Consider the following 20321-nt stretch of genomic DNA (forward strand, 5'->3'; position numbering starts at 1 on the left):
CTTACGCATGCTCCATTTCTTTTTCGATTAATTGGATCATGATATGAATAATCTTGATGTGCACTTCTTGAATGCGGTCTGCATAACCAAAGTGGGGCACGCGAATCTCTACGTCCGCCAAACCCGCCATTTCGCCGCCGTCTTTACCGGTTAGCGCAATCACCTTAATGCCTTTGGCTTTAGCCGCAGTAATAGCGTTGATAATGTTCTTAGAATTACCGCTGGTCGACAGACCGAGTAGCACGTCACCGCTTTGGCCGACGGCTTCTAAATAGCGAGAAAACACGAATTCAAAGCCAAAGTCATTGGCCACACAAGACAGGTGGCTAGGATCAGAAATGGCAATCGCCGGATATCCCGGGCGATTCTCTCGATAGCGACCCGTCAGCTCTTCCGCGAAATGCATGGCATCGCAATGGGAGCCACCGTTACCACAAGACAAAACTTTGCCACCGGCTTTAAAACGCTCGGCCAATAATTTGGCGGCGCTTTCGATGGCTTGCAGATTAGTGTCGTCAGCTAAGAAGCGATTAAGCACTTCGCTGGCCTCGGTCAGTTCGCTACGGATCAGATCCTGATACATGAAATTGCCTCTCACTCACGATAAAGGCCCATTTTGGCATACATTAGCCTAAGCGCCCAGTGCCGACATACATCGTTATGCGCTTTACGCTGTACGCCGTAAGTTAAAAATGCACAGCGTTCTTCGCCTTTAACGTATTGCATAGGGCGTAAAGCGTACGGCCATTTAACGCTTTGATTACTTGATTTAAACATTTGTATACTTTACAACTAACACAAGCACAGGTCAGACCTCGCTGATCCCATAAATTTTTAAAGACCGCTTAAAGACCTTATCTTAAAACCTAAGGAGTGATTGATGATTACCCTACTACTGCTCTTGCTTGCTTGGGGAGTGTTGGCGTATCGCCGCGCTTCTTTGCGCCGCTTTACCTTGGTCACAGCCGTTATCTTAGTCGCGGGCACCTTGTGGGGTGAAGTGGGCCCTACAGGCTGGCTGGTGTTCGCCGTGATGGCGGGCGTATTGAACTTGTTACCGCTGCGCACCAGTTTGCTCAGTGCTCCCATGTTTAAGGTCTATAAAGGCCTGATGCCAGAAATGTCGACCACTGAGCGTGAGGCCATCGAAGCTGGCACCACTTGGTGGGATGCCGAGCTATTTGGCGGTAAGCCTAATTGGGAGACGCTGCATAGCTACCCGAAACCGCAACTGAGCGCCGAAGAACAAGCCTTTATGGATGGGCCCGTGAATGAGGTGTGTCGCATGACCAACGACTGGGAAGTGACCCACGAGTTGACCGACTTATCTCCCGAGGTGTGGGCTTATTTAAAAGAGCATAAGTTTTTCGCCATGATCATTAAAAAGCAGTATGGCGGCTTAGAGTTCTCGGCGTTTGCGCAATCTCGCGTGTTACAAAAACTGTGTGGCACCAGTGCCGTGCTGGCTTCTACCGTAGGCGTGCCGAACTCTTTAGGCCCAGGCGAATTGCTGCAGCACTACGGCACTACCGAACAAAAAGATTACTATTTACCGCGTTTAGCTAATGGTGATGAAATTCCCTGTTTCGCCCTCACCGGGCCAGAAGCGGGTTCGGATGCCGGCGCCATTCCCGATGTGGGTATCATCACCCTAGGCGACTGGCAAGGCGAGCAAGTCTTAGGCATGCGCCTCACTTGGAACAAACGCTATATTACGCTGGCCCCCATCGCCACCGTCTTAGGCTTGGCTTTTAAACTACAAGATCCAGATGGCCTGTTAGGCGATAAACCCCATTTAGGCATCACCTGCGCACTCATCCCTACCGATCTGCCCGGCATTACTATTGGTCGTCGGCATTTCCCGCTAAACGTACCTTTTCAAAATGGGCCAACCCAGGGCAAAGACGTATTTGTGCCACTGAGCTTTATTATCGGAGGCCCTGCCATGGCCGGCCAAGGCTGGCGCATGTTAACCGAGTGCTTGTCGGTGGGGCGTGGTATCACTCTGCCCTCTACTGGTACTGCTGGCTCACGCATTTCGGCTTTGGCGTCCGGTGCTTACAGTCGCATCCGTCGCCAGTTCCGTATTCCGATTGGCAAGATGGAAGGCATCGAAGAGCCATTAGCCCGCCTCGGCGGTAACGCTTATTTATCGGATGCAGCCAGCATGCTCACCGTGACCGGCATCGATCTCGGTGAAAAGCCCTCGGTGATTTCAGCCATCGTTAAGTATCACCTCACCCATCGCAGCCAACACTGCCTGATTGACGCCATGGACATTCACGGCGGCAAAGGCATTTGTTTAGGTCCTAATAACTACTTGGCCCGCGGTTATCAGGGCGCGCCCATCGCCATTACCGTAGAAGGCGCCAATATCCTTACTCGCTCCATGATCATCTACGGCCAAGGGGCAATTCGTTGTCATCCTTATGTGCTGAGCGAAATGCTCTCGGTACAAGAGCCGAATGCGCAACAAGCACTGAGCCAGTTTGATGCGGCGGTGTTTGGCCATATTGGCTTTGCCATCAGCAATACGGTGCGCAGCTTCTGGTTCGGCCTAACCAATGCCCGCTTTAGTAACACGCCCTTTAATGACGCGACCACGCCCTACTATCGCCAAATGAATCGGCTTAGCGCCAACTTAAGCCTGTTGTCAGACGTTGCCATGGCCACGCTCGGCGGCGAGTTAAAACGCCGCGAGCGCTTATCGGCCCGTTTGGGCGATGTGCTCAGCCAGCTGTATTTGGTGTCCGCCACCTTAAAGCGCTTTAACGATGATGGTCGCCCCGAGGCGCTATTGCCCTTCGTGCACTGGGCTTGCCAAGATGGCTTATACCAAGCGCAAACTGCGGTGGTGGAGCTATTAGAGAACTTCCCCTCGCCTGTTATTGGTAAGCTGATGGAGGCCGTTATTCTGCCTTGGGGCACGACTTTAGTGCGCCCTTCAGACCGATTGGATAGAAAGGTGGCTCGCGCATTGCAAACCTCAGGCCCGGCACGGGATGCACTGGCCGACGGCTTATATTTAACCGTAGAAGAAGGCAATCCGCTCGGCATGTTAGAACAAGCCTTTATCGACATCCAACAAGCAGAGCCCATCTATAACCAGATTGTCGATGTGTTAGGTCGTCGCCCCTTCACCGGCTTAGACGCTTTAGGTGTCGAAGCGCTGAGTGCAGATATCATCACTAAAGCGCAAGCCGAGTTATTGGCTCGCGCCGAAGTCAGCCGCCTGCGCACCATTAACGTCGATGACTTCGCTCCCATCGATTTGGTGGTGAATAAAGAGATGTTTAATGATGATATGTTGAATAAAAGTGCGCGCCGGGGCTTGTAGCCGGCCCGTTTGTTCAACGGAGAGTTTTAAAGATTTACGCCACGGCGTAATGCGAGAACAAGTGTTCGCCTACAAAAGACTTTCGAACTTGTAGCCGTCCGTCTCTTTGGTAAAGAGGACTTCGGCGGGCCAGCGTAGCTGGAGAGTTTAAAGATTTACGCCTGCGGCATAATGCGAGAACACGTGTTTGCCTACAAAAGACTTTCGAACTTGTAGCCGCCAATTTATTCGGCGGGCCAGCGTAGCGGGATGATTTAGATATTTAGGAATAAAACCAAACCGAGCCGAATAAATTGGCTCCTACAAAAACAAAAATTTCGCCAGCCAGCATAGCCGTCTATTTTAAAACCAACAGCAAACCGCGGCGAAGTCCTCTTTACTGAAGATACGGCCGCCTACAAGGTCAAAACCAAAAACGAGATCCTGACGTGCGTCAGGAAGACGGCATAAAAACAAAAAACGGTGTTTGTTTTTACGCCATGAGGCTTGGTTTAAAACAAAACCCCGAGTCTGCATGCAGACTCGGGGTTATTTTTCGCAGGGCGCTGGGCGCTATTAGTTAGCCGTATCCAGCACTGCGAAGCTCTTCACCAGCTCGTCCAGCGCTTTTAATTGCGCTAAAAACGGCTCTAATTTCGCTAATGGTAAGGCGCTGGGACCGTCACACAGGGCATTGGCGGGATCTGGGTGCGCTTCTAAAAACAAGCCAGCCATGCCGGTAGCTAAACCAGCGCGAGCCAAGTCGACGATTTGCTCACGGCGACCGCCCGAGGCTTCGCCTAAGGGGTCACGGCATTGCAGGGCATGGGTCACGTCAAAGATAATGGGCGCGCCATGGGTGGCTTTTTTCATCACGCCAAAACCCAGCATATCGACCACTAAGTTGTCGTAACCAAAGTTGGCGCCGCGCTCGCAGATCATTAATTGATCGTTGCCGCATTCAATAAATTTGTCGACGATGTTTTTCATTTGGCCGGGGCTTAAAAACTGCGGCTTTTTGATGTTAATCACGCGCCCGGTCTTGGCCATGGCTGCCACCAAGTCGGTTTGGCGGGCCAAGAAGGCCGGCAGCTGTATAACATCCGCCACTTCGGCCACGGTCGCTGCCTGATGGGGTTCGTGCAAATCGGTGATCACCGGCACCTTAAAGGTGTCTTTTACTTCTTGCAGCAACTTCATGCCCTCTTCTAGGCCTGGGCCTCGGTAAGAGTGAATGGAGGAGCGATTCGCTTTATCCCAGCTGGCTTTAAACACGTAAGGAATGCCCAGCTTCTCGGTTACGTTGACAAAATGCTCAGCAGAGCGCAGTGCCAGCTCGCGGGATTCCAGTACGTTAATGCCGCCAAACAACACGAAGGGCTTGTCGTTAGCAACGGGGATGTGATTGATGTGAACGGTTTTCATCAAGGCTCCTAGAGAAGTGCTGTTAGTTATGTGCGGTGAGTGATGTGGGGTTAATGAAGGACATGAGGCATTGAGTCCAGCGCCGCTACTTGTATCTTAAGTATGTCGGCGAGCGGATCTTCTGGGCACTGTTCAATAAAATACTCAAAATCATCAACCGCTAACTCATGGCACTCGAGCTGTTCATACAAAAATCCGCGGTCACGGCGCTCGAGCGGGCAATCTGGCTTAAGCGTTAACAGTAACTGGCTGCACATCAAGGCATGAGTAAAATGTTGATGATGAATAAAAGCCGCCTTAGTTACCGTCAGCAAACGTAGTATCACGTCTAGCGGCTCAGCGGGCGTTAAATGCTGGGGCGTAAGCTTGGCTAAGTTACCACGCGCACCGCGCAACAGCTGCTCGATGGCGTGATGGTTTAACACCTTGCCGGTAAAGGGATCAATAATCTGGCTGCTGACTTGGCTCTCAAGCGAAACCTCTGAGTCGCTATCAGGCTCATTAAAGATACGCACTAAGAAGTGGCCAGGAAAGCTAATGCCCTCGGCGCGAATGCCGTAGCGCTCACACAGATACAAGACCAGCAGCGCCATGCTCACCGGAATTCCCTGACGGCGGCTCAACACCCTATCCATCAGGCAATTATCCACGGCAAAGAAACGCTCCCAATCGCCCACAAATCCCAAAGGCCCATATAAGGCAGCCAGCAGTGCTTGGCCGGTAATAGGCGCGATATCACCAAATCCTGGATCTAGCTGTTCGGCCAGATCTCTTTCCAACTCAAACAGCGCCACTTCGCCTTGATCGCGCGCCTCAAGACCAAATAAGCTTTCAACTATGTCCAGCGACAAGGTCATGAAACATGGCAAATCATCACTCAGCCACATATCGCTGATGTTGGTTTTTAGCATGCTGGAATTAGGTAGGAATGTTTGAGACTCGCTTATTTCAGAGATTTCAGCTTCAAGCAAATCCGCGTCAAACGGATCAATTTCAAGCTGCTCAGTATCAAACAGGGTATTCTTCGTAGACACCTTACTATTAGACATGCTGCCTCCCCGGCCACTGAGCCAACGTAATACGCTCGTTGTCCCCATAATCGCGCAGTGTTTCCACCGCCTTAAACCCCAGTTCTGTAAAATAATCGCGCACCAAGGCGCCCTGCTGCCAACCGTGCTCCAGCAATAACCAGCCATTGGCCTTTAAATACTCAGGCGCTTGGCTGATCAAATGCTGCAAGTCGGCCATGCCTGCGTCTGCGGCAATCAAAGCAGACGCAGGCTCAAAACGCACATCGCCTTGCAGCAAATGGGGGTCACTGCCGTCGATATAGGGCGGGTTAGACAACAACATATCAAATTTAAGCCCCACTAACGGCTCAAACCAGCTACCTTCCAGTACGGTAATCGGCAGACTCAAGCATTCGCTATTAAGTCGCGCCAGTGCCGCTGCATTGGCATTAAATTCAACGGCGTAAACGGTGTCTGTGGGGCGTTCACTTTTAAGAGATAAAGCAATCGCCCCGGTACCCGTACCGAGATCAGCTAAGGTTGCCGGGCCATTAGGCAAGCGCGCTAAGGCCGCTTCTATGATGATTTCGGTGTCGGGGCGCGGGATCAAAGTGTCGGGTGACACCTTAAGAGTTAAGGACCAAAAATCCCGTTCGCCGGTTAAGTGAGCAATCGGCTCACCGGTTTGGCGGCGTGCACAGAGCAAGCGCAAAGCCGCTTGCTCTGCGGCTGTAGGCACATATTCCGGCCAAGCAAGAATAAAGCTACGCGGCTTGGCCAGCACATGGCAGAGCAACACATCCGCATCTATCTTGGGTGAATCACCCGCGTTAAGCTGCTCACGCAACCAGTGGCGCCACTCGGCCAATGTCATGAGGAATAAGCCCGTATCATCAGTAACCGACCAGTATCATTAATAATCAGCCAAGGCTGCCAGCATATCCGCTTGGTGTTCTTGCAAAATAGGCTGAGTCAGCATATCCAGATTACCTTCCAACACTTCGTGTAAGCGATACAGCGTTAGGTTAATGCGGTGATCAGACACTCGGCCCTGTGGATAGTTATAGGTACGAATACGGTCTGAACGGTCGCCAGTACTTAACAGGTTACGACGCACATCTTGCTCAGCGGCATGGCGAATATCTTCTTCCCGTTGCGCTAAGCGCGAGTTCAATACCTTCATCGCCTGCGCTCGGTTTTTATGCTGTGAGCGACCATCTTGGCATTCCACTACTAAGCCCGTGGGCAAGTGAGTAATACGAATGGCGGAGTCAGTTTTGTTCACGTGCTGACCACCGGCACCGGAGGCGCGAAAGGTATCGACGCGAATATCCGCTGGGTTAATCACAATGGCTTCGGCTTCGGCAACTTCCGCCATAATGGCGATGGTACATGCAGAGGTATGCACTCGACCCTGAGATTCGGTTTCTGGCACCCGCTGTACGCGGTGGCCGCCAGACTCAAACTTGAGCTTGCCGTACACGCCAGTGCCCGTAATGTGGGCAATTAATTCTTTAAATCCGCCGTGCTCGCCTTCGTGCACGCTCACCACTTCTATCTGCCAACGCTGTTGTTCCGCGTACTTGGTGTACATGCGAAATAAGTCACCGGCAAAAATAGCCGCTTCATCGCCACCGGCACCGGCGCGCAGTTCTAAGAAACAGTTATTGTCGTCATTGGGATCTTTAGGTAACAGCAGGATCTGCAGCTCATGGCTGAGCGCTTCAATGGTTTCTTTGGCCGCCTCAATTTCTTCTTCGGCCATGGCCTTCATTTCGGCGTCATCTTCCGCCAACATTTCTTCACCGGCGGCCAAGTCTGCTTCTGCCTGACAATAGCGCACATAACAGCCCACTATGTCTTCTAGCTGAGCATACTCTTTGGTAAGCCCACGATATTGCTCTTGATTGTTGATCACTGAGGCTTCACTAAGCAGCGCTTGAATCTCTTCGTGACGCTCTTGCAGGCCTTCCAGCTTTCTTAATATGGATTTATTCATCAGGTCTCGCCGCTATGGCTCAATCAGTGTTGGCCAAGTTTCAAATTATGGGCAAGCACGGTCAGCAAATCTTGATTGCCGTCTTTGCCGGCTTGGTTCAGTGCCTGAGTCGGCGTGTGGATCAATTTATTGGTCAGGCGACGGGCCAGTCGTTGCACCACTTGTTGGCTGTCTTTACCTTGCGCCAATGCTTGCAACGCCAAGATCAGCTCTTGTTGCTGCAGGTGCTCGGCGTGGGTGCGATAGTCTTGGATAAGCTTCACCGACTCCAGCGAGCGATACCAAGCCATAAAGTGGTCACGCTCCTCGATGATGATCACTTCAGCCTGGCCCGCAGCCTGTTGGCGCGTCGCCATATTCTGCTCAATAATGCCTTGCAGATCGTCCACCGTATATAAATAAGCGTCGTTCAGCTCATCTACTTCTGGCTCAATATCACGGGGCACGGCGATGTCGACAAATAAAATCGGCTGCTGGCGGCGGGCCTTGAGCGCGCGCTCCACTAAGCCTTTACCGATAATCGGCAAGGGGCTGGCGGTAGAGCTGATCACAATATCGGCTTTCGGCAAATATTCGGGAATTTGCTCCAGCGTCATCACCTGGGCATTAAACTCACTCGCCAAGTTTTGCGCTCGCTCTAGCGTGCGGTTAGCCACCATCATCTGCGTGACCGACTGCTCTTTTAAATGCCGCGCTACCAACTCTATGGTTTCGCCGGCACCCACCAGCAACACCTTGGTGTGGCTGAGATCAGAGAAGATACGCTTGGCCAAACTCACGGCGGCAAAGGCCACCGACACGGCACTGGCGCCAATTTCGGTTTCGGTGCGCACCCGTTTGGCCACGGAGAAGGTTTTTTGGAACATGCGATCCAGTGTGCCCTTAAGGCTGCCCACTTTTTGCGACTGGTTATAGGCCAGTTTTATTTGTCCCAAAATTTGCGGCTCGCCCAGCACTAAAGAGTCAAGGCCACAAGAAACGCGCATTAAGTGCCGCACCGCTTCTTCACCGTGGTATTGATACAGGCAAGTATTGAGCTCGGTTTCATCTAATTGATGAAAATCTTGTAACCACAGGCGTACCAGATGGCTATCGCCCTCCGGCCCTAAACTGCAATAGAGTTCCGTGCGATTACAAGTAGACAGGATCACCGCCTCGCCTACGCCTGGGGTACGCATCAGCTCCTGCAGTGCCCTAGGGGCGACTTCAGGACCAAATGCGACCCGCTCGCGCAGTGCGACGGATGCTGTCTTATGATTAATACCCAGTACCAACAGGCTCATGAGGATTGTATGCGGCTCGTTACATCTTTCAAGTAGCCGAGTATTGTACGAGAAACACTAAGGCTTTAAAAGGCGCGACGCTTGCCCTTATACTGGCCACACATTTTTTGCTGAGGATAAATCGTGCGCAATCTACTGATAATGTTGACGCTATTATGGCTGTCAGGCTGTGCCTACAAGGCTGAACAAGCGCCAGCAGGCTCTTGGCAGGCCCAACAAAATACTTTGTCACAACTGCAAAATTGGCAGCTCTCCGCCAAGCTCGGCATTATTACGCCCGATGAACGCGGCAGTTTGAGCTTATTTTGGCGTCAAAATAGTAATGATTACCGCATGAATCTCACCAACGTGGTCGGCAAACGAGTCTTTGACTTAAGCCGCAGCGGCCAAAAGGTGCAGCTCATCGACAGCAAAGGCGAGCTTCATCAAGCCAGTAATGCGCGGGATTTAGTACTAGAGCTAACCGGCTGGGATTTACCGGTTGAGCAATTATCTTACTGGATCAAAGGCCTGCCAGGCGTTGGCGACAAGGTCACCTATGATGCCCAACAAAGACCCGAAACCATTAGCGCCCACGGCTGGCAATTACAATATTTAGGCTACACGCAAATCGACGGTCTCTGGCTTCCGAGCCGCCTTAACCTCACGCACAACGACACCCAACTGCGCTTGGCCATTAGCCAATGGGAATTTAAGTAACGTGAAGCGTGAAGCAAAATAGACTAAATCTAGATCCTGACGTGCGTCAGGATGACGGCAAAGAGAAAAGACAGTTCTACGCCGTCATATCGGGCTCGCCCCAGTATCTAAACTTTTGGTTTTTAAGGCCTAAAAAATTCTGACGTGCAACAGAACGACGGCTAAACAGCGTCGTAAAAATTACCTTGGTGTTTTATATCTACCTTAATGAGAGAGCTGAAAATGCTATTGCTACCGGCGCCAGCTAAATTAAATTTATTTTTAACCATCACCGGTCGCCGTGATGACGGCTATCACAATCTGCAAACGTTGTTTCAGTTTGTGGATTATGGCGACACCCTTAGGTTTAACCTAGCACCTGAGGGCGAGCTTAAGCTGACCCATGCACTCGCCTCTTGTGAACTGACATCCAACGCAATAAATAGGGTGGCGCCTGAGCAAAACTTAATCATTAAGGCGGCACGTTTGCTGCAAGCGCACACCGGTTGCCGCCAAGGCGCGCACATTGAGCTGACCAAGCGCCTGCCCATGGGCGGCGGACTCGGTGGCGGATCCAGTGATGCGGCCACCACCTTGCTGGCACTGAATCAACTGTGGCAGCTGGGACTAAGTATCGATGAGCTGGCGACCTTGGGGTTGCGCTTAGGCGCCGATGTGCCGGTGTTTGTGCGCGGAGAAGCCGCCTTTGCCGAAGGCGTGGGCGAGCAATTAACGCCCGTCTCACCGGCTGAGCCTTGGTATGTTATATTGTGCCCAAATGTGTCCGTGGCCACCGCTGATATTTTTCAAGACCCGGAGCTTATTCGTAATAGCCCTGTGCTAAATTTGTCGCAGTGGTTAAGCGCAAGCTGGCGCAATGATTGCGAGCCGCTGGTTAAAAAGCGTCACCCCGAGGTTGCCAAGCTCCTTAGCTGGTTGGTAGAATATGCGCCGTCAAGAATGACGGGCACGGGGGCCTGTATCTTCGCCAGTTTTGACAGCCAGCAAACGGCTGAAGAAGTACTGGCCAAGGCTCCACAGGGAATGTCGGGGTTTGTAGCTAAAGGTTGCAATCAATCGCCCTTAATCAGTGCCATAGCGCGCAAAAACTAACTTGCGGCGTCATCAATACGGCAAACTCGACAGCAATGTCAGAAAATGGGGATGGGCCCATTTTCGCTCTTGTCCCAAGGGTTAATTGGCTGTTAGGTGTGATCGACAGGTGGTAAGGCTTACGCCATCTCGCCGTTTGAGTTATCCGACTCAACATCCTGTAAGATGCACTTGAATACTCTAAAACGAATTTTAAAACGGGCTGGATAGCGAATCAGTTGTTCGTGATAACGGGTTCACGGCCCCGTCCAGTCTCGCCACCCATGAAATAATCCTGAGGTTTTCAACCGTGCCCGACATGAAGCTGTTTGCTGGTAATGCTACACCGGAACTCGCCCAACGTATCGCTGATCGTTTGTTCATTAAACTGAGTGCTGCCGATGTTGGCCGTTTTAGTGACGGTGAGATAAGTGTGCAAATCAACGAAAATGTACGGGGCGGCGATGTGTTTATCATCCAATCGACCTGTGCACCCACCAACGATAACTTGATGGAATTGATTGTGATGATAGATGCGCTGCGTCGCGCATCTGCCGGTCGTATTACCGCCGTTATCCCCTACTTTGGTTATGCTCGCCAAGACCGTCGCGTACGCTCTTCTCGTGTGCCCATTACCGCTAAAGTAGTGGCCGACTTCCTGTCTAGCGTAGGGGTTGACCGCGTGTTGACCGTTGACCTGCATGCCGAGCAAATCCAAGGTTTCTTCGATGTGCCGGTAGACAATGTGTTTGGCACTCCAGTGCTGTTAGAAGACATGCTGTCTAAGAACTTGCAAAATGCAGTGGTCGTTTCACCTGATATTGGTGGTGTAGTGCGTGCGCGCGCCGTCGCTAAATTGTTGGATGAAACCGAAATTGCCATTATCGACAAGCGTCGTCCTCGCGCCAACGTATCTCAGGTGATGAACCTGATTGGCGATGTTGAAGGCCGTGACTGCGTAATCGTTGATGACATGATCGACACTGGTGGCACCTTGTGCAAAGCCGCAGAAGCACTGAAAGAGCGTGGCGCCAAGCGCGTGTTCGCTTATGCGACTCACGCCGTGTTCTCTGGCAATGCCTACCAGAACATCAAAGACTCTGTGATTGATGAAGTGATCATCACCGACTCAGTGCCTTTGAGCGATGAAATGAGGTCTTTGAGTAAAGTGAAGCAGTTGTCACTGTCGCCAATGCTGGCCGAAGCTATTCGTCGCATCAGCAACGAAGAGTCCATCTCCGCCATGTTCGAGCATTAATTTGCAAAGCATAGCGCCGAGCGCCCAGCACTAAGCGCCCAGCAAAATAAAGCCCCGAACCGGCAAAGGTTCGGGGCTTTTTTGTGTTTGTTGCCATGTAGGCCAACAGATGTTTATAGCTGGCACTTTTTTAGACAGAGAGTTTCGCCGAGCCTGCGGTGTAGCGTAGCAGGAAGTTTTTAAACCCAACATCAAAACCGTGCCGAATAAATTGGCACCTTGTATGTTTAAGTCAGATGAATTGATAGAGTATTTAACAGTTACTGGGGAAGCCGTTGGCACCTGGAGGCAGTATTTACTGACCTCGTTTGTAGATTGGCTCCCCGCCTCATTGCAAAGCTCGAAGAGTATCAGGAAGCCGATAAGAATCGGACTTCGCATCACAAGGTTGAGGTTGCATAAAGTACGAGGTCGAGGAACCAGTGACCATTATCTAACAAACCATTGCTTAAAGGAAAGGCCATGAACGTCTTTGTGGGGATTGATATTGCAGCTAAAACATTTGACCTCGTGATGAGAAGTAATGGTCGGTCATCTAAAGTTGAGCAGTTCAAACAAACACCCCAAGGGCACGCCAAAGCAGTCAAACGACTCCTGGCTAAAACGGCTTCTCTTATCGTGATGGAAGCGACGGGAATTTACTATTTTGACTTGGCCGTCGCCTTGGTAAAAGCAGGATTACCCGTCGCCGTTATTAACCCCAAAAGCTTCCATCACTTTGCTACGCTTAAGCTGACGGGAAGCAAGACCGATGGTATCGACTCGGCCCTGTTGGCTGAGTACGGTGAGCGTATGGAGCCTCGACTCTGGACACCACCAAGCGAGAGCCACCTTGGCCTGCGGGACATCGGTAGGCAGATTAACCGCCTCACTGGTACACGCACCCAAGCGAAGAACCGGTTGCATGCGTTGCAAGCCAAACAGGCAACGATGCCGATGATAATCGAGGATGAGGAGGACGGGATTGATATGCTAAGCCGGCGTATTGACCGTCTGACGCAGGCCGCCCTCGCGTTAATTGCAGAGTCAGAAATACTTTCTCTGCATTTAAAGAATATGTCTGCTGCGAAGGGCGTAGGAAGGGCAACAGCACTCATTGTGTTGGCTGAATTATGCGTCCTACCTAAGGATTTAAAAGCGCCACAAGTTAGTCGATTTGCAGGGCTTGATGTGCGTCTCACGCAGTCAGGAACAAGTGTTAACCGACCTGCACGGCTCAGTAAAGCAGGTAATGCGTACCTTCGCTCGGCATTATATATGCCAGCGATGTGTGCAGCTCAGCACGACGTCAGGGCCAAAGCATTTTCAGAGGCGTTGGTCTCACGTGGCAAGAAAAAGATACAGGCTCAGTGCGCGATAATGAGAAAATATCTCACTGGCTTGTGGGCCTGTATGAAGACAGAAACGCCGTTTGATTCGACGTTATTGTTCAGTGAACAGCATATAAAATCTTGACGTCCAACAGAGTATCTACAAAAACCACCGTAGCCCTGTAGCCGGCAATTTATTCGCCGGGCCAGCGTAGCTGGATGTATTTAAATCTCCAAATCAAGACCAAGACCTACTGTGCCGAATACTTTCTACCTTAAACAGAGGCACCTCCAAACACTGTTTACATATAAAACCTGAAAAAATAGTAACCACTCAAACCAATCCCGAACGTCACTATGCTCCAGGCCAGCAATTTGGGTCGGATCCATTTCAAGATCTTGGCACCGAGCTGGCCGCCGATTAAATAGCCCACCGCCAGTATTAGTCCGCCCTGCCAATACACCAGTCCCGATAGCGAATACACCACTATAGTGGCGCCACTGGCCAGCATCGACAGATACAGCTTAATGGCGTGTTGTTGTAAGTTAGTGCCCATGCGCAGCTGGCCGGTCAACGACATAAACAGCACCCCTAAGCCGCCACCAAAGAAGCCGCCGTAAAAGCTGCCACTGAACAATAATGGCCAGCCAGCTTTGCGCAGTACCAGCGGCCCTTCAAAGCCGGCTTTGCTGAGTAATTGGCGGGCATATAACAGGCTGACCGCCAGCAAGAGCCAAGGCACCAGATAGTTAAAGCTGCTGGCATCAAATTGCACCAGTGCCAAGGCACCTAAGCCACCACCCAATAAGCCAATTAATGTTAACGCCGCCAAGGGGCCTCTTTTTAACTGCCTACGTATGCTCCAAAACGCACTCACATAACCGGGCCAAGAAGCCACGCTGGCGGTGGCAACCGCCGAGGTACTGGGGACTCCTAACGCTAATAATGCGGGCAACGTAAAAAACAGACCGCCACCGGCCAGCGCATTCACTATGCCTGCCAACAACGACCAGCCCAATAACTCAAACATTCATAATCCTTCGTTCAAAATAAACCCTGCAGGCAGCGGTAAGCTTAAGACAAAGACAAACACCGCCCTTCTGCCGTCATACCGGGCTTGCCCCGGTATCTCGCTTTTAGCCTTAAAGACAAAACCTAGATCCTGACGTGCGTCAGGAAGACGGCAGAAATACAAAACATCGCTCTCTGCTGTCATACCGGGCCTGTTCCGGTATCTCGCTCTTGGTCTTAAAACCAAAACCCAGATCCTGATTTTCATCAGGAAGACGGCATAAGGGCAAGATCCTGACGTGCGTCAGGAAGACGGCAGAAACACAAAACATTGCTCTCTGCTGTCATACCGAGCCTGCCCCGGTATCTCACTCTTGGTCTTAAAACCAAAACCCAGATCCTGATTTTCATCAGGATGACGATTGAGGGCGAGATCCTGACGTGCGTCAAGATGACTACATACACATAAATACTGCCCTTGGTTTTAACGGCGTATAACATAAGACGTATAGCGACGCTTTCACCTCAACCGTGAGCTTGAGAGCGATGTTTTACGCGCATCTTTACAGTCGCCCTACGATTTTCGCGCTATTATGCCGCTTTCTGCTAGTCAAGGTGGCCATTATTGCCGCTCTTAATTAGAATGTGGCGTAATTTTTAACGGCCAAGTTAGTATATGAACCCTATCGAACTGATTGTTGGGCTCGGTAATCCGGGTCCAGAATACGCACAAACCCGCCATAACGCTGGCGTTTGGTATGTGGCTGAGTTGGCGCGCATGCATGGCGTCACCCTGAAAGAAGAAGCAAAGTTCTTCGGCTGGACTGGCCGGGTGCGCATTGCAGGACATGATGTGCGCTTATTAGTGCCGGCTACTTTTATGAATTTGTCGGGCAAAGCGGTGGGTGCCATGGCCAATTTTTACCAAATTGCGCCCGAGTCGATTTTAATCGCTCACGACGAATTGGACTTAAGCCCAGGCACGGTGCGCTTTAAAAAAGGCGGTGGCCACGGCGGCCACAATGGCCTGCGCGACTCCATAAGCTGCTTGGGCAATAACAAAGATTTTTATCGGTTACGCATAGGCATTGGCCATCCGGGACATAAAACCCAAGTGGCCGGTTTTGTATTAACCAAAGCGCCGACCGCCGAGCACAGCTTACTGGAAGCCGCGGTGGATGAAGCCACCCGTTGCACCGATATTTTATTTAAAGATGGCATCAATAAGGCAATGAATCGCCTGCATGCCTTTAATGCAGATGCCACTAAGTAATTTTATCCACATCATTCTTAACTATTTTTTAAGTTAATTTTTTCAGTTATTTTTTAGACATCACTTTCAGGACACATATCATGGGTTTTAAATGCGCAATCGTGGGCCTACCTAACGTAGGTAAATCCACTCTGTTTAACGCACTCACCAAGGCCGGCATTGAAGCGGCTAACTTTCCTTTTTGTACCATAGAGCCCAACACCGGCGTGGTACCGGTACCCGATAAACGCTTGGACGCCTTGGCAAAAATCGTCAATCCGCAGCGCGTCTTGACCACCTCTATGGAGTTTGTGGACATTGCCGGTTTGGTAGCCGGTGCCTCTAAAGGTGAAGGCTTAGGTAATAAATTTTTGGCTAATATTCGTGAAACCGACGCTATTGGCCATGTGGTGCGTTGTTTTGCCGACGACAATATCATTCACGTTGCCGGTAAAGTTTCACCAAAAGACGACATCGAAGTCATCAATATCGAACTGTCACTGGCGGATCTCGATACTTGTGAGCGTGCCATTTACCGTAACGCCAAGAAAGCCAAAGGCGGCGATAAAGACGCCAAATTTGAAGTTAGCGTGCTAGAAAAACTACTGCCAGCCTTGGAAGAAGCCAAAGTATTACGCAGCGTTGAGCTGACTAAAGAAGAAAAGGCCGCCATTGAGTACCTGAACTTCTTAACTATTAAGCCCACCATGTACATTGCCAACGTCAGTGATGACGGCTTTGAAGATAATCCTTATCTGGATTTGGTGCGTGAGATTGCTGCTGCCGAAAACGCCATTGTAGTACCGGTATGTGCCGCTATGGAGTCGGAAATAGCCGAGCTGGACGCCGATGAAGCGGCGGAGTTTATGGCTGACTTAGGCATTGAAGAGCCAGGTCTAAACCGCGTAATCCGCGCCGGTTACGAGCTACTTAACTTACAGACCTACTTTACAGCTGGCGTAAAAGAAGTGCGTGCTTGGACCATCCCTGTGGGTGCCACCGCGCCGCAAGCGGCCGGTAAGATCCACACCGACTTCGAAAAAGGCTTTATCCGCGCCCAAACCATCGCTTTTGACGACTTTATCGCCTTTAAGGGCGAGCAAGGTGCCAAAGAAGCCGGTAAGCAACGCGCCGAAGGCAAAGAGTACGTGGTCAAAGACGGCGACGTACTGAATTTCTTGTTTAACGTTTAATCTCTTCGTGAGGAGTGAAGTGTAAGGAGTGAGGTGTTAAAACCTATGCCCTTTCCTAAATTCACCCTGCTTTGCTGTAAAAGCCCGCTGCTGCGGGCTTTTTTATTGCCGGTATCGGCTCTTAGTTCTAAAAATAAAACCAAGATCCTGATGTGCATCAGGATGACGGCAAGACCATAAATCACACTCCGTCATACCGGTACCGGATCGAGCACGACATGACGACTCCGGTATCTTGCTCTTCGTTCTAAAATCCAAACCAGATCCTGATACACATCAGGATGACAAAATAACCAATCAGCGCTGGCCACTTAGCGCTGATTTTGTCTATTACTCAGCCTAAGCGTTTACTTTATCGGCAAACGATCCGCATAACGGGTTTTTTACCGAAAAAGCGGTTGACGCTCTGAGCTTGGATACGCATAATGCGCCCCGTTCCCAACGAGATGTCCCCGAGCAATCAGGTGCGTTAAATTGAGAACAAGTAGTGGCTATGTAGCTCAGCTGGTTAGAGCACATCACTCATAATGATGGGGTCGCAGGTTCGAATCCCGCCATAGCCACCATTTTTGTTGGGGTATCGCCAAGCGGTAAGGCAGCGGGTTTTGATCTCGCCATCCCCAGGTTCGAATCCTGGTACCCCAGCCACTAGCTTTTAAAGTTGGACGTATTTAGTTTTGATCTCGGCCTTAGTGCCCATGTTCGATTCTTGGTACCCCAGCCACTAGCTTTTAAAGTTGGACGTATTTAGTTTTGATCTCGGCCTCACTGCCCATGTTCGATTCTCGGTACCCCAGCCACTAGCTTTAAAGTTGGATGTATTTAGTTTTGATCTCGGCCTTTGTGCCCAGGCTCGATTCTTAGTACCCCAGCCATCTTTGTACAGAGGTTAAACTTTGTAAAAAGATAAAAATTTGTAAATGGCTGAATTTATGTTATAAATATCAACCATATTTGTTGGGGTATCGCCAAGCGGTAAGGCAGCGGGTTTTGATCTCGCCATCCCCAGGTTCGAATCCTGGTACCCCAGCCATATTTAGTTTTAAAGTTGGAAGCATCAAGCATTGATCTCGGCCTTAGCGCCCATGTTCGATTTTTGGTACCCCAGCCATCTTATTTACAGAGTTTTTTTTGTAAAAAAGATAAATATTTGCAACGTAGGTCGAAAGAAAATTTGGTCTTGATTTCGATAAGAAAAATAGGCATATTACTTTCGGTTTACAGAAGTGGCTATGTAGCTCAGTTGGTTAGAGCACATCACTCATAATGATGGGGTCGCAGGTTCGAATCCCGCCATAGCCACCACTTTTTAGCGGGAGTGGCGAAATTGGTAGACGCACTAGATTTAGGTTCTAGCGCCGCAAGGTGTGCGAGTTCAAGTCTCGCCTTCCGCACCATATTTAAGATGAAATTAAGCTGAATAGTTTAATTTATCTCGGGTAGTAAAAAGTTAGCTTTTAGTGATAAAAGTTAACTAGTAATGTTAAATAATAAAATTGGGGTATCGCCAAGCGGTAAGGCAGCGGGTTTTGATCTCGCCATCCCCAGGTTCGAATCCTGGTACCCCAGCCATTAAGTGAAAAGCCAGCCTAGCGCTGGCTTTTTGCTATCTAGGATTTAGATTATTGGCAATCAAGAGTAGGCAGCAGGTTTTGATCTCGACCTCAGTGCCCAGATTCAAGCTCTAATACCCCAGCCATATTTAGTAATGGCAGCTGTATTAAGTTTTGATCTCGGCATTAGTGCCCAGCTTCGATTCTCGGTACCCCAGCCATTAAGTAAGAAGCCAGCCTAGCGCTGGCTTTTTGCTATCTAGGATTTAGATTATTGGCAATCAAGAGTAGGCAGCAGGTTTTGATCTCGGCCTAAGTGCCCAGCTTCGTGTTTATCGTAGAGGCCCTTATGTTAGGTAAATAGTAGCCGGCCAGCTTTGTGAAACAAAGCTTTGATTTCAGTCCTTACTCAAACTGATGGCTCTCACAGCACAATAACCCGTTATAAATTCCAAGCACAACATGAAAACATACAGTGCCGCTGCGCGTCACCAGCCAGCTAAAGTGGCTTCTACAAAAAATTATCGAACCAAACAAATAAAACCGAGCCTTCCTGTTCGGGGTTTATCTTTAGCTGGGCGTAGGGCGCTTGGTGCTCGGCGCTGCCCTACAAACCCATCGCATATTTCATGACGCGCTTTTTTAACGGGCCACTGTGTTGCGCTGCACTTAAGCCTAAATTGCGTAATATTTTCAGCGGCAAGATATTATTGCTAAAGGCGTGATAGCAAACATCCATGGTGGTTTGCATCAACAGGTTGTCGGTGCGGCGGCGGCGTTGATAACGGGCTAAACGCTCACTTGAGCCAATATCCAATTGTGCCTCCACACCTTGGCTCACCAACTCAGTAATGGCGGCCACGTCTTTAAAGCCAAGATTCACGCCCTGCCCTGCTAATGGATTTATGGTATGCGCCGCATCACCCAGCAACACCACGCGGCCTTTCACATATTGATTGGCGTGGCGACGGCGCAGCGGGAAACTGCCTTTGCTTAACACTTTAAAATTACCCATCCGCGGCGGAAAGTGCGCGGCCACTTGCTCGGCGAGAGAGTCATTGTCTAACTTGGCCAATGCCTGAATACGCTGTTTTTGGTCATACCACACCAAGCAGCCCTGATCGGTCCCCAAGGGCAAGAAAGCGCGCGGGCCTTGAGGCGTAAACTGCTGCCAGGTCATATCTGACTCGAGTTGATCGGCTTCTATACTGATCAGCATGCATTGCTGGCCGTAATCCCAAGCACTGATGCCAATGCCGACTAATTGACGAGTAAAAGACTCAGCGCCATCACAAGCCAGTACTAAACGTGCTTCTAGCTGTTGGCCATGGGTGAGCGTTAACGTGGCGCCAGTCTCGGATTGGCGCAGTGCCTCTAAGCCATTAGGGCAATCCAGTTTTACGTTTGGCCACTGCGCCAGCGCTTGCCACAGGCCGAGCTGGATCAGGCGGTTTTCTACCATGTACCCCAGATATTCACGCCCCACACTGGCGGCGGTAAATTCCGTGTGAAAGACTTGCCACTCATAGGCTTCTAAGCGCTGATAAGGCCAAGCACGCATACCTTGAATATTATCCCAAGCGCCGGCTTGTTCTAACAAGGCGACAGAGGTGGCGCTAATGGCGGACACCCGTAAATCCCGCGGCTGCTCTGGGCTAAATTCCGTGGGCCGTTTGGCTTCAATAACGCGAATCGACAACCCAGTAGGCGCCAACAAGGCCGCCACTAAGGCACCCACCATACCTCCGCCAATAATGGCAATGTCACACTGTTCCTGTTGCATGTCCATGACTGCTCACCTCGTAATTTTTGCCCATTCTACCGCAGATATGCTTAAGATTCGGTGCTTATCTAAGACCACCATCCCATGTGGGCTGCGGCCTGTCTATTGGATATTATCTGGTCAGTGGCGCTTTAAAGGAGTAGAATTCACCGCCTGA

Annotated in this window: 15 protein-coding genes and 6 tRNA genes; 13 read left to right on the forward strand and 8 right to left on the reverse strand. The window is 50.5% G+C overall.

Annotated elements, in window-relative coordinates; genetic code table 11:
* Window position 1: 1 nt before the first annotated feature.
* Entirely contained in the window at window positions 2-583 is a 582-nt protein-coding gene (gene lpcA / locus R0134_RS10700; RefSeq protein WP_319781905.1) for a D-sedoheptulose 7-phosphate isomerase, read from the reverse strand.
* A 297-nt stretch (window positions 584-880) separates the two neighbouring features.
* Between lpcA and fadE the strand changes: the two genes are divergently transcribed.
* Window positions 881-3337, forward strand: coding sequence for an acyl-CoA dehydrogenase FadE (gene fadE / locus R0134_RS10705; protein ID WP_319781907.1), 2457 nt, complete (start codon window positions 881-883; stop codon window positions 3335-3337).
* Window positions 3338-3892: 555 nt separating this feature from the next.
* Here fadE and kdsA read toward each other — a convergent pair.
* Genes kdsA through hemA form a run of 5 tightly spaced genes read right to left on the reverse strand, consistent with a single transcriptional unit; the run spans window position 3893 to window position 9033 of the window.
* Window positions 3893-4741 (reverse strand): 3-deoxy-8-phosphooctulonate synthase, encoded by an 849-nt coding sequence (gene kdsA / locus R0134_RS10710; protein WP_319781908.1) that lies wholly within the window; start codon window positions 4739-4741, stop codon window positions 3893-3895.
* 50 nt (window positions 4742-4791) lie between these two features.
* Window positions 4792-5790, reverse strand: coding sequence for a SirB1 family protein (locus tag R0134_RS10715; protein ID WP_319781909.1), 999 nt, complete (start codon window positions 5788-5790; stop codon window positions 4792-4794).
* A complete protein-coding gene (prmC, locus tag R0134_RS10720) occupies window positions 5783-6625 on the reverse strand; it encodes a peptide chain release factor N(5)-glutamine methyltransferase (RefSeq protein WP_319781910.1) in 843 nt (280 codons plus the stop codon). The genes R0134_RS10715 and prmC overlap by 8 nt, the downstream gene beginning before the upstream one ends.
* Before the next feature lie 39 nt (window positions 6626-6664).
* Window positions 6665-7750 carry a peptide chain release factor 1 gene (gene prfA, locus R0134_RS10725; protein WP_319781912.1) on the reverse strand — a complete coding sequence of 362 codons (1086 nt, stop codon included), beginning with the start codon at window positions 7748-7750 and terminating at the stop codon, window positions 6665-6667.
* 23 nt (window positions 7751-7773) lie between these two features.
* Entirely contained in the window at window positions 7774-9033 is a 1260-nt protein-coding gene (gene hemA / locus R0134_RS10730) for a glutamyl-tRNA reductase (protein ID WP_319781913.1), read from the reverse strand.
* A 123-nt stretch (window positions 9034-9156) separates the two neighbouring features.
* Between hemA and lolB the strand changes: the two genes are divergently transcribed.
* The 4 genes from lolB to R0134_RS10750 all read left to right on the forward strand — a co-directional run bounded on the left by lolB (window position 9157) and on the right by R0134_RS10750 (window position 13516).
* Window positions 9157-9732 (forward strand): lipoprotein insertase outer membrane protein LolB, encoded by a 576-nt coding sequence (gene lolB, locus R0134_RS10735; protein WP_319781914.1) that lies wholly within the window; start codon window positions 9157-9159, stop codon window positions 9730-9732.
* Between the two features lie 222 nt (window positions 9733-9954).
* Window positions 9955-10824: a 4-(cytidine 5'-diphospho)-2-C-methyl-D-erythritol kinase gene (gene ispE, locus R0134_RS10740; RefSeq protein WP_319781915.1), complete on the forward strand. Its 870-nt coding sequence runs from the start codon at window positions 9955-9957 to the stop codon at window positions 10822-10824.
* Window positions 10825-11113: 289 nt separating this feature from the next.
* Entirely contained in the window at window positions 11114-12061 is a 948-nt protein-coding gene (locus R0134_RS10745) for a ribose-phosphate pyrophosphokinase (protein WP_087037687.1), read from the forward strand.
* Between the two features lie 462 nt (window positions 12062-12523).
* Window positions 12524-13516, forward strand: coding sequence for an IS110 family transposase (locus R0134_RS10750; protein WP_319781583.1), 993 nt, complete (start codon window positions 12524-12526; stop codon window positions 13514-13516).
* 157 nt (window positions 13517-13673) lie between these two features.
* Here the strand turns inward: R0134_RS10750 and R0134_RS10755 are convergent, their stop codons facing one another.
* Entirely contained in the window at window positions 13674-14402 is a 729-nt protein-coding gene (locus R0134_RS10755; protein ID WP_319781916.1) for a sulfite exporter TauE/SafE family protein, read from the reverse strand.
* A gap of 657 nt (window positions 14403-15059) precedes the next feature.
* On the opposite strand from R0134_RS10755, the gene pth reads away from it, so the two are divergent.
* The 8 genes from pth (at window position 15060) to R0134_RS10795 (ending at window position 18400) form a co-directional block, all read left to right on the forward strand.
* Window positions 15060-15656 carry an aminoacyl-tRNA hydrolase gene (gene pth / locus R0134_RS10760; RefSeq protein ID WP_319781917.1) on the forward strand — a complete coding sequence of 199 codons (597 nt, stop codon included), beginning with the start codon at window positions 15060-15062 and terminating at the stop codon, window positions 15654-15656.
* A gap of 80 nt (window positions 15657-15736) precedes the next feature.
* Entirely contained in the window at window positions 15737-16828 is a 1092-nt protein-coding gene (gene ychF, locus R0134_RS10765; RefSeq protein WP_319781919.1) for a redox-regulated ATPase YchF, read from the forward strand.
* A 489-nt stretch (window positions 16829-17317) separates the two neighbouring features.
* A tRNA-Met gene (locus R0134_RS10770) sits at window positions 17318-17394 on the forward strand.
* A 7-nt stretch (window positions 17395-17401) separates the two neighbouring features.
* Window positions 17402-17476, forward strand: a tRNA-Gln gene (locus tag R0134_RS10775).
* A gap of 310 nt (window positions 17477-17786) precedes the next feature.
* A tRNA-Gln gene (locus R0134_RS10780) sits at window positions 17787-17861 on the forward strand.
* Window positions 17862-18056: 195 nt separating this feature from the next.
* Window positions 18057-18133, forward strand: a tRNA-Met gene (locus tag R0134_RS10785).
* Window positions 18134-18140: 7 nt separating this feature from the next.
* Window positions 18141-18225: transfer RNA gene (locus tag R0134_RS10790), tRNA-Leu, on the forward strand.
* Window positions 18226-18325: 100 nt separating this feature from the next.
* A tRNA-Gln gene (locus R0134_RS10795) sits at window positions 18326-18400 on the forward strand.
* 588 nt (window positions 18401-18988) lie between these two features.
* Here the strand turns inward: R0134_RS10795 and R0134_RS10800 are convergent.
* Window positions 18989-20170, reverse strand: coding sequence for an FAD-dependent monooxygenase (locus R0134_RS10800; protein ID WP_319781920.1), 1182 nt, complete (start codon window positions 20168-20170; stop codon window positions 18989-18991).
* Window positions 20171-20321: the final 151 nt, after the last annotated feature.

It is taken from the genome of Oceanisphaera sp. IT1-181, from assembly GCF_033807535.1.
GTDB lineage: Bacteria > Pseudomonadota > Gammaproteobacteria > Enterobacterales > Aeromonadaceae > Oceanimonas.

Excerpts from the sequence above, each read along its gene's own strand:
- lpcA (WP_319781905.1), bottom strand. The coding sequence starts at position 583 with ATGTATCAGGATCTGATCCGTAGCGAACTGACCGAGGCCAGCGAAGTG.
- fadE (WP_319781907.1), top strand. The coding sequence starts at position 881 with ATGATTACCCTACTACTGCTCTTGCTTGCTTGGGGAGTGTTGGCGTAT.
- kdsA (WP_319781908.1), bottom strand. The coding sequence starts at position 4,741 with ATGAAAACCGTTCACATCAATCACATCCCCGTTGCTAACGACAAGCCC.
- R0134_RS10715 (WP_319781909.1), bottom strand. The coding sequence starts at position 5,790 with ATGTCTAATAGTAAGGTGTCTACGAAGAATACCCTGTTTGATACTGAG.
- prmC (WP_319781910.1), bottom strand. The coding sequence starts at position 6,625 with ATGACATTGGCCGAGTGGCGCCACTGGTTGCGTGAGCAGCTTAACGCG.
- prfA (WP_319781912.1), bottom strand. The coding sequence starts at position 7,750 with ATGAATAAATCCATATTAAGAAAGCTGGAAGGCCTGCAAGAGCGTCAC.
- hemA (WP_319781913.1), bottom strand. The coding sequence starts at position 9,033 with ATGAGCCTGTTGGTACTGGGTATTAATCATAAGACAGCATCCGTCGCA.
- ispE (WP_319781915.1), top strand. The coding sequence starts at position 9,955 with ATGCTATTGCTACCGGCGCCAGCTAAATTAAATTTATTTTTAACCATC.
- R0134_RS10750 (WP_319781583.1), top strand. The coding sequence starts at position 12,524 with ATGAACGTCTTTGTGGGGATTGATATTGCAGCTAAAACATTTGACCTC.
- R0134_RS10755 (WP_319781916.1), bottom strand. The coding sequence starts at position 14,402 with ATGTTTGAGTTATTGGGCTGGTCGTTGTTGGCAGGCATAGTGAATGCG.
- pth (WP_319781917.1), top strand. The coding sequence starts at position 15,060 with ATGAACCCTATCGAACTGATTGTTGGGCTCGGTAATCCGGGTCCAGAA.
- ychF (WP_319781919.1), top strand. The coding sequence starts at position 15,737 with ATGGGTTTTAAATGCGCAATCGTGGGCCTACCTAACGTAGGTAAATCC.
- R0134_RS10800 (WP_319781920.1), bottom strand. The coding sequence starts at position 20,170 with ATGGACATGCAACAGGAACAGTGTGACATTGCCATTATTGGCGGAGGT.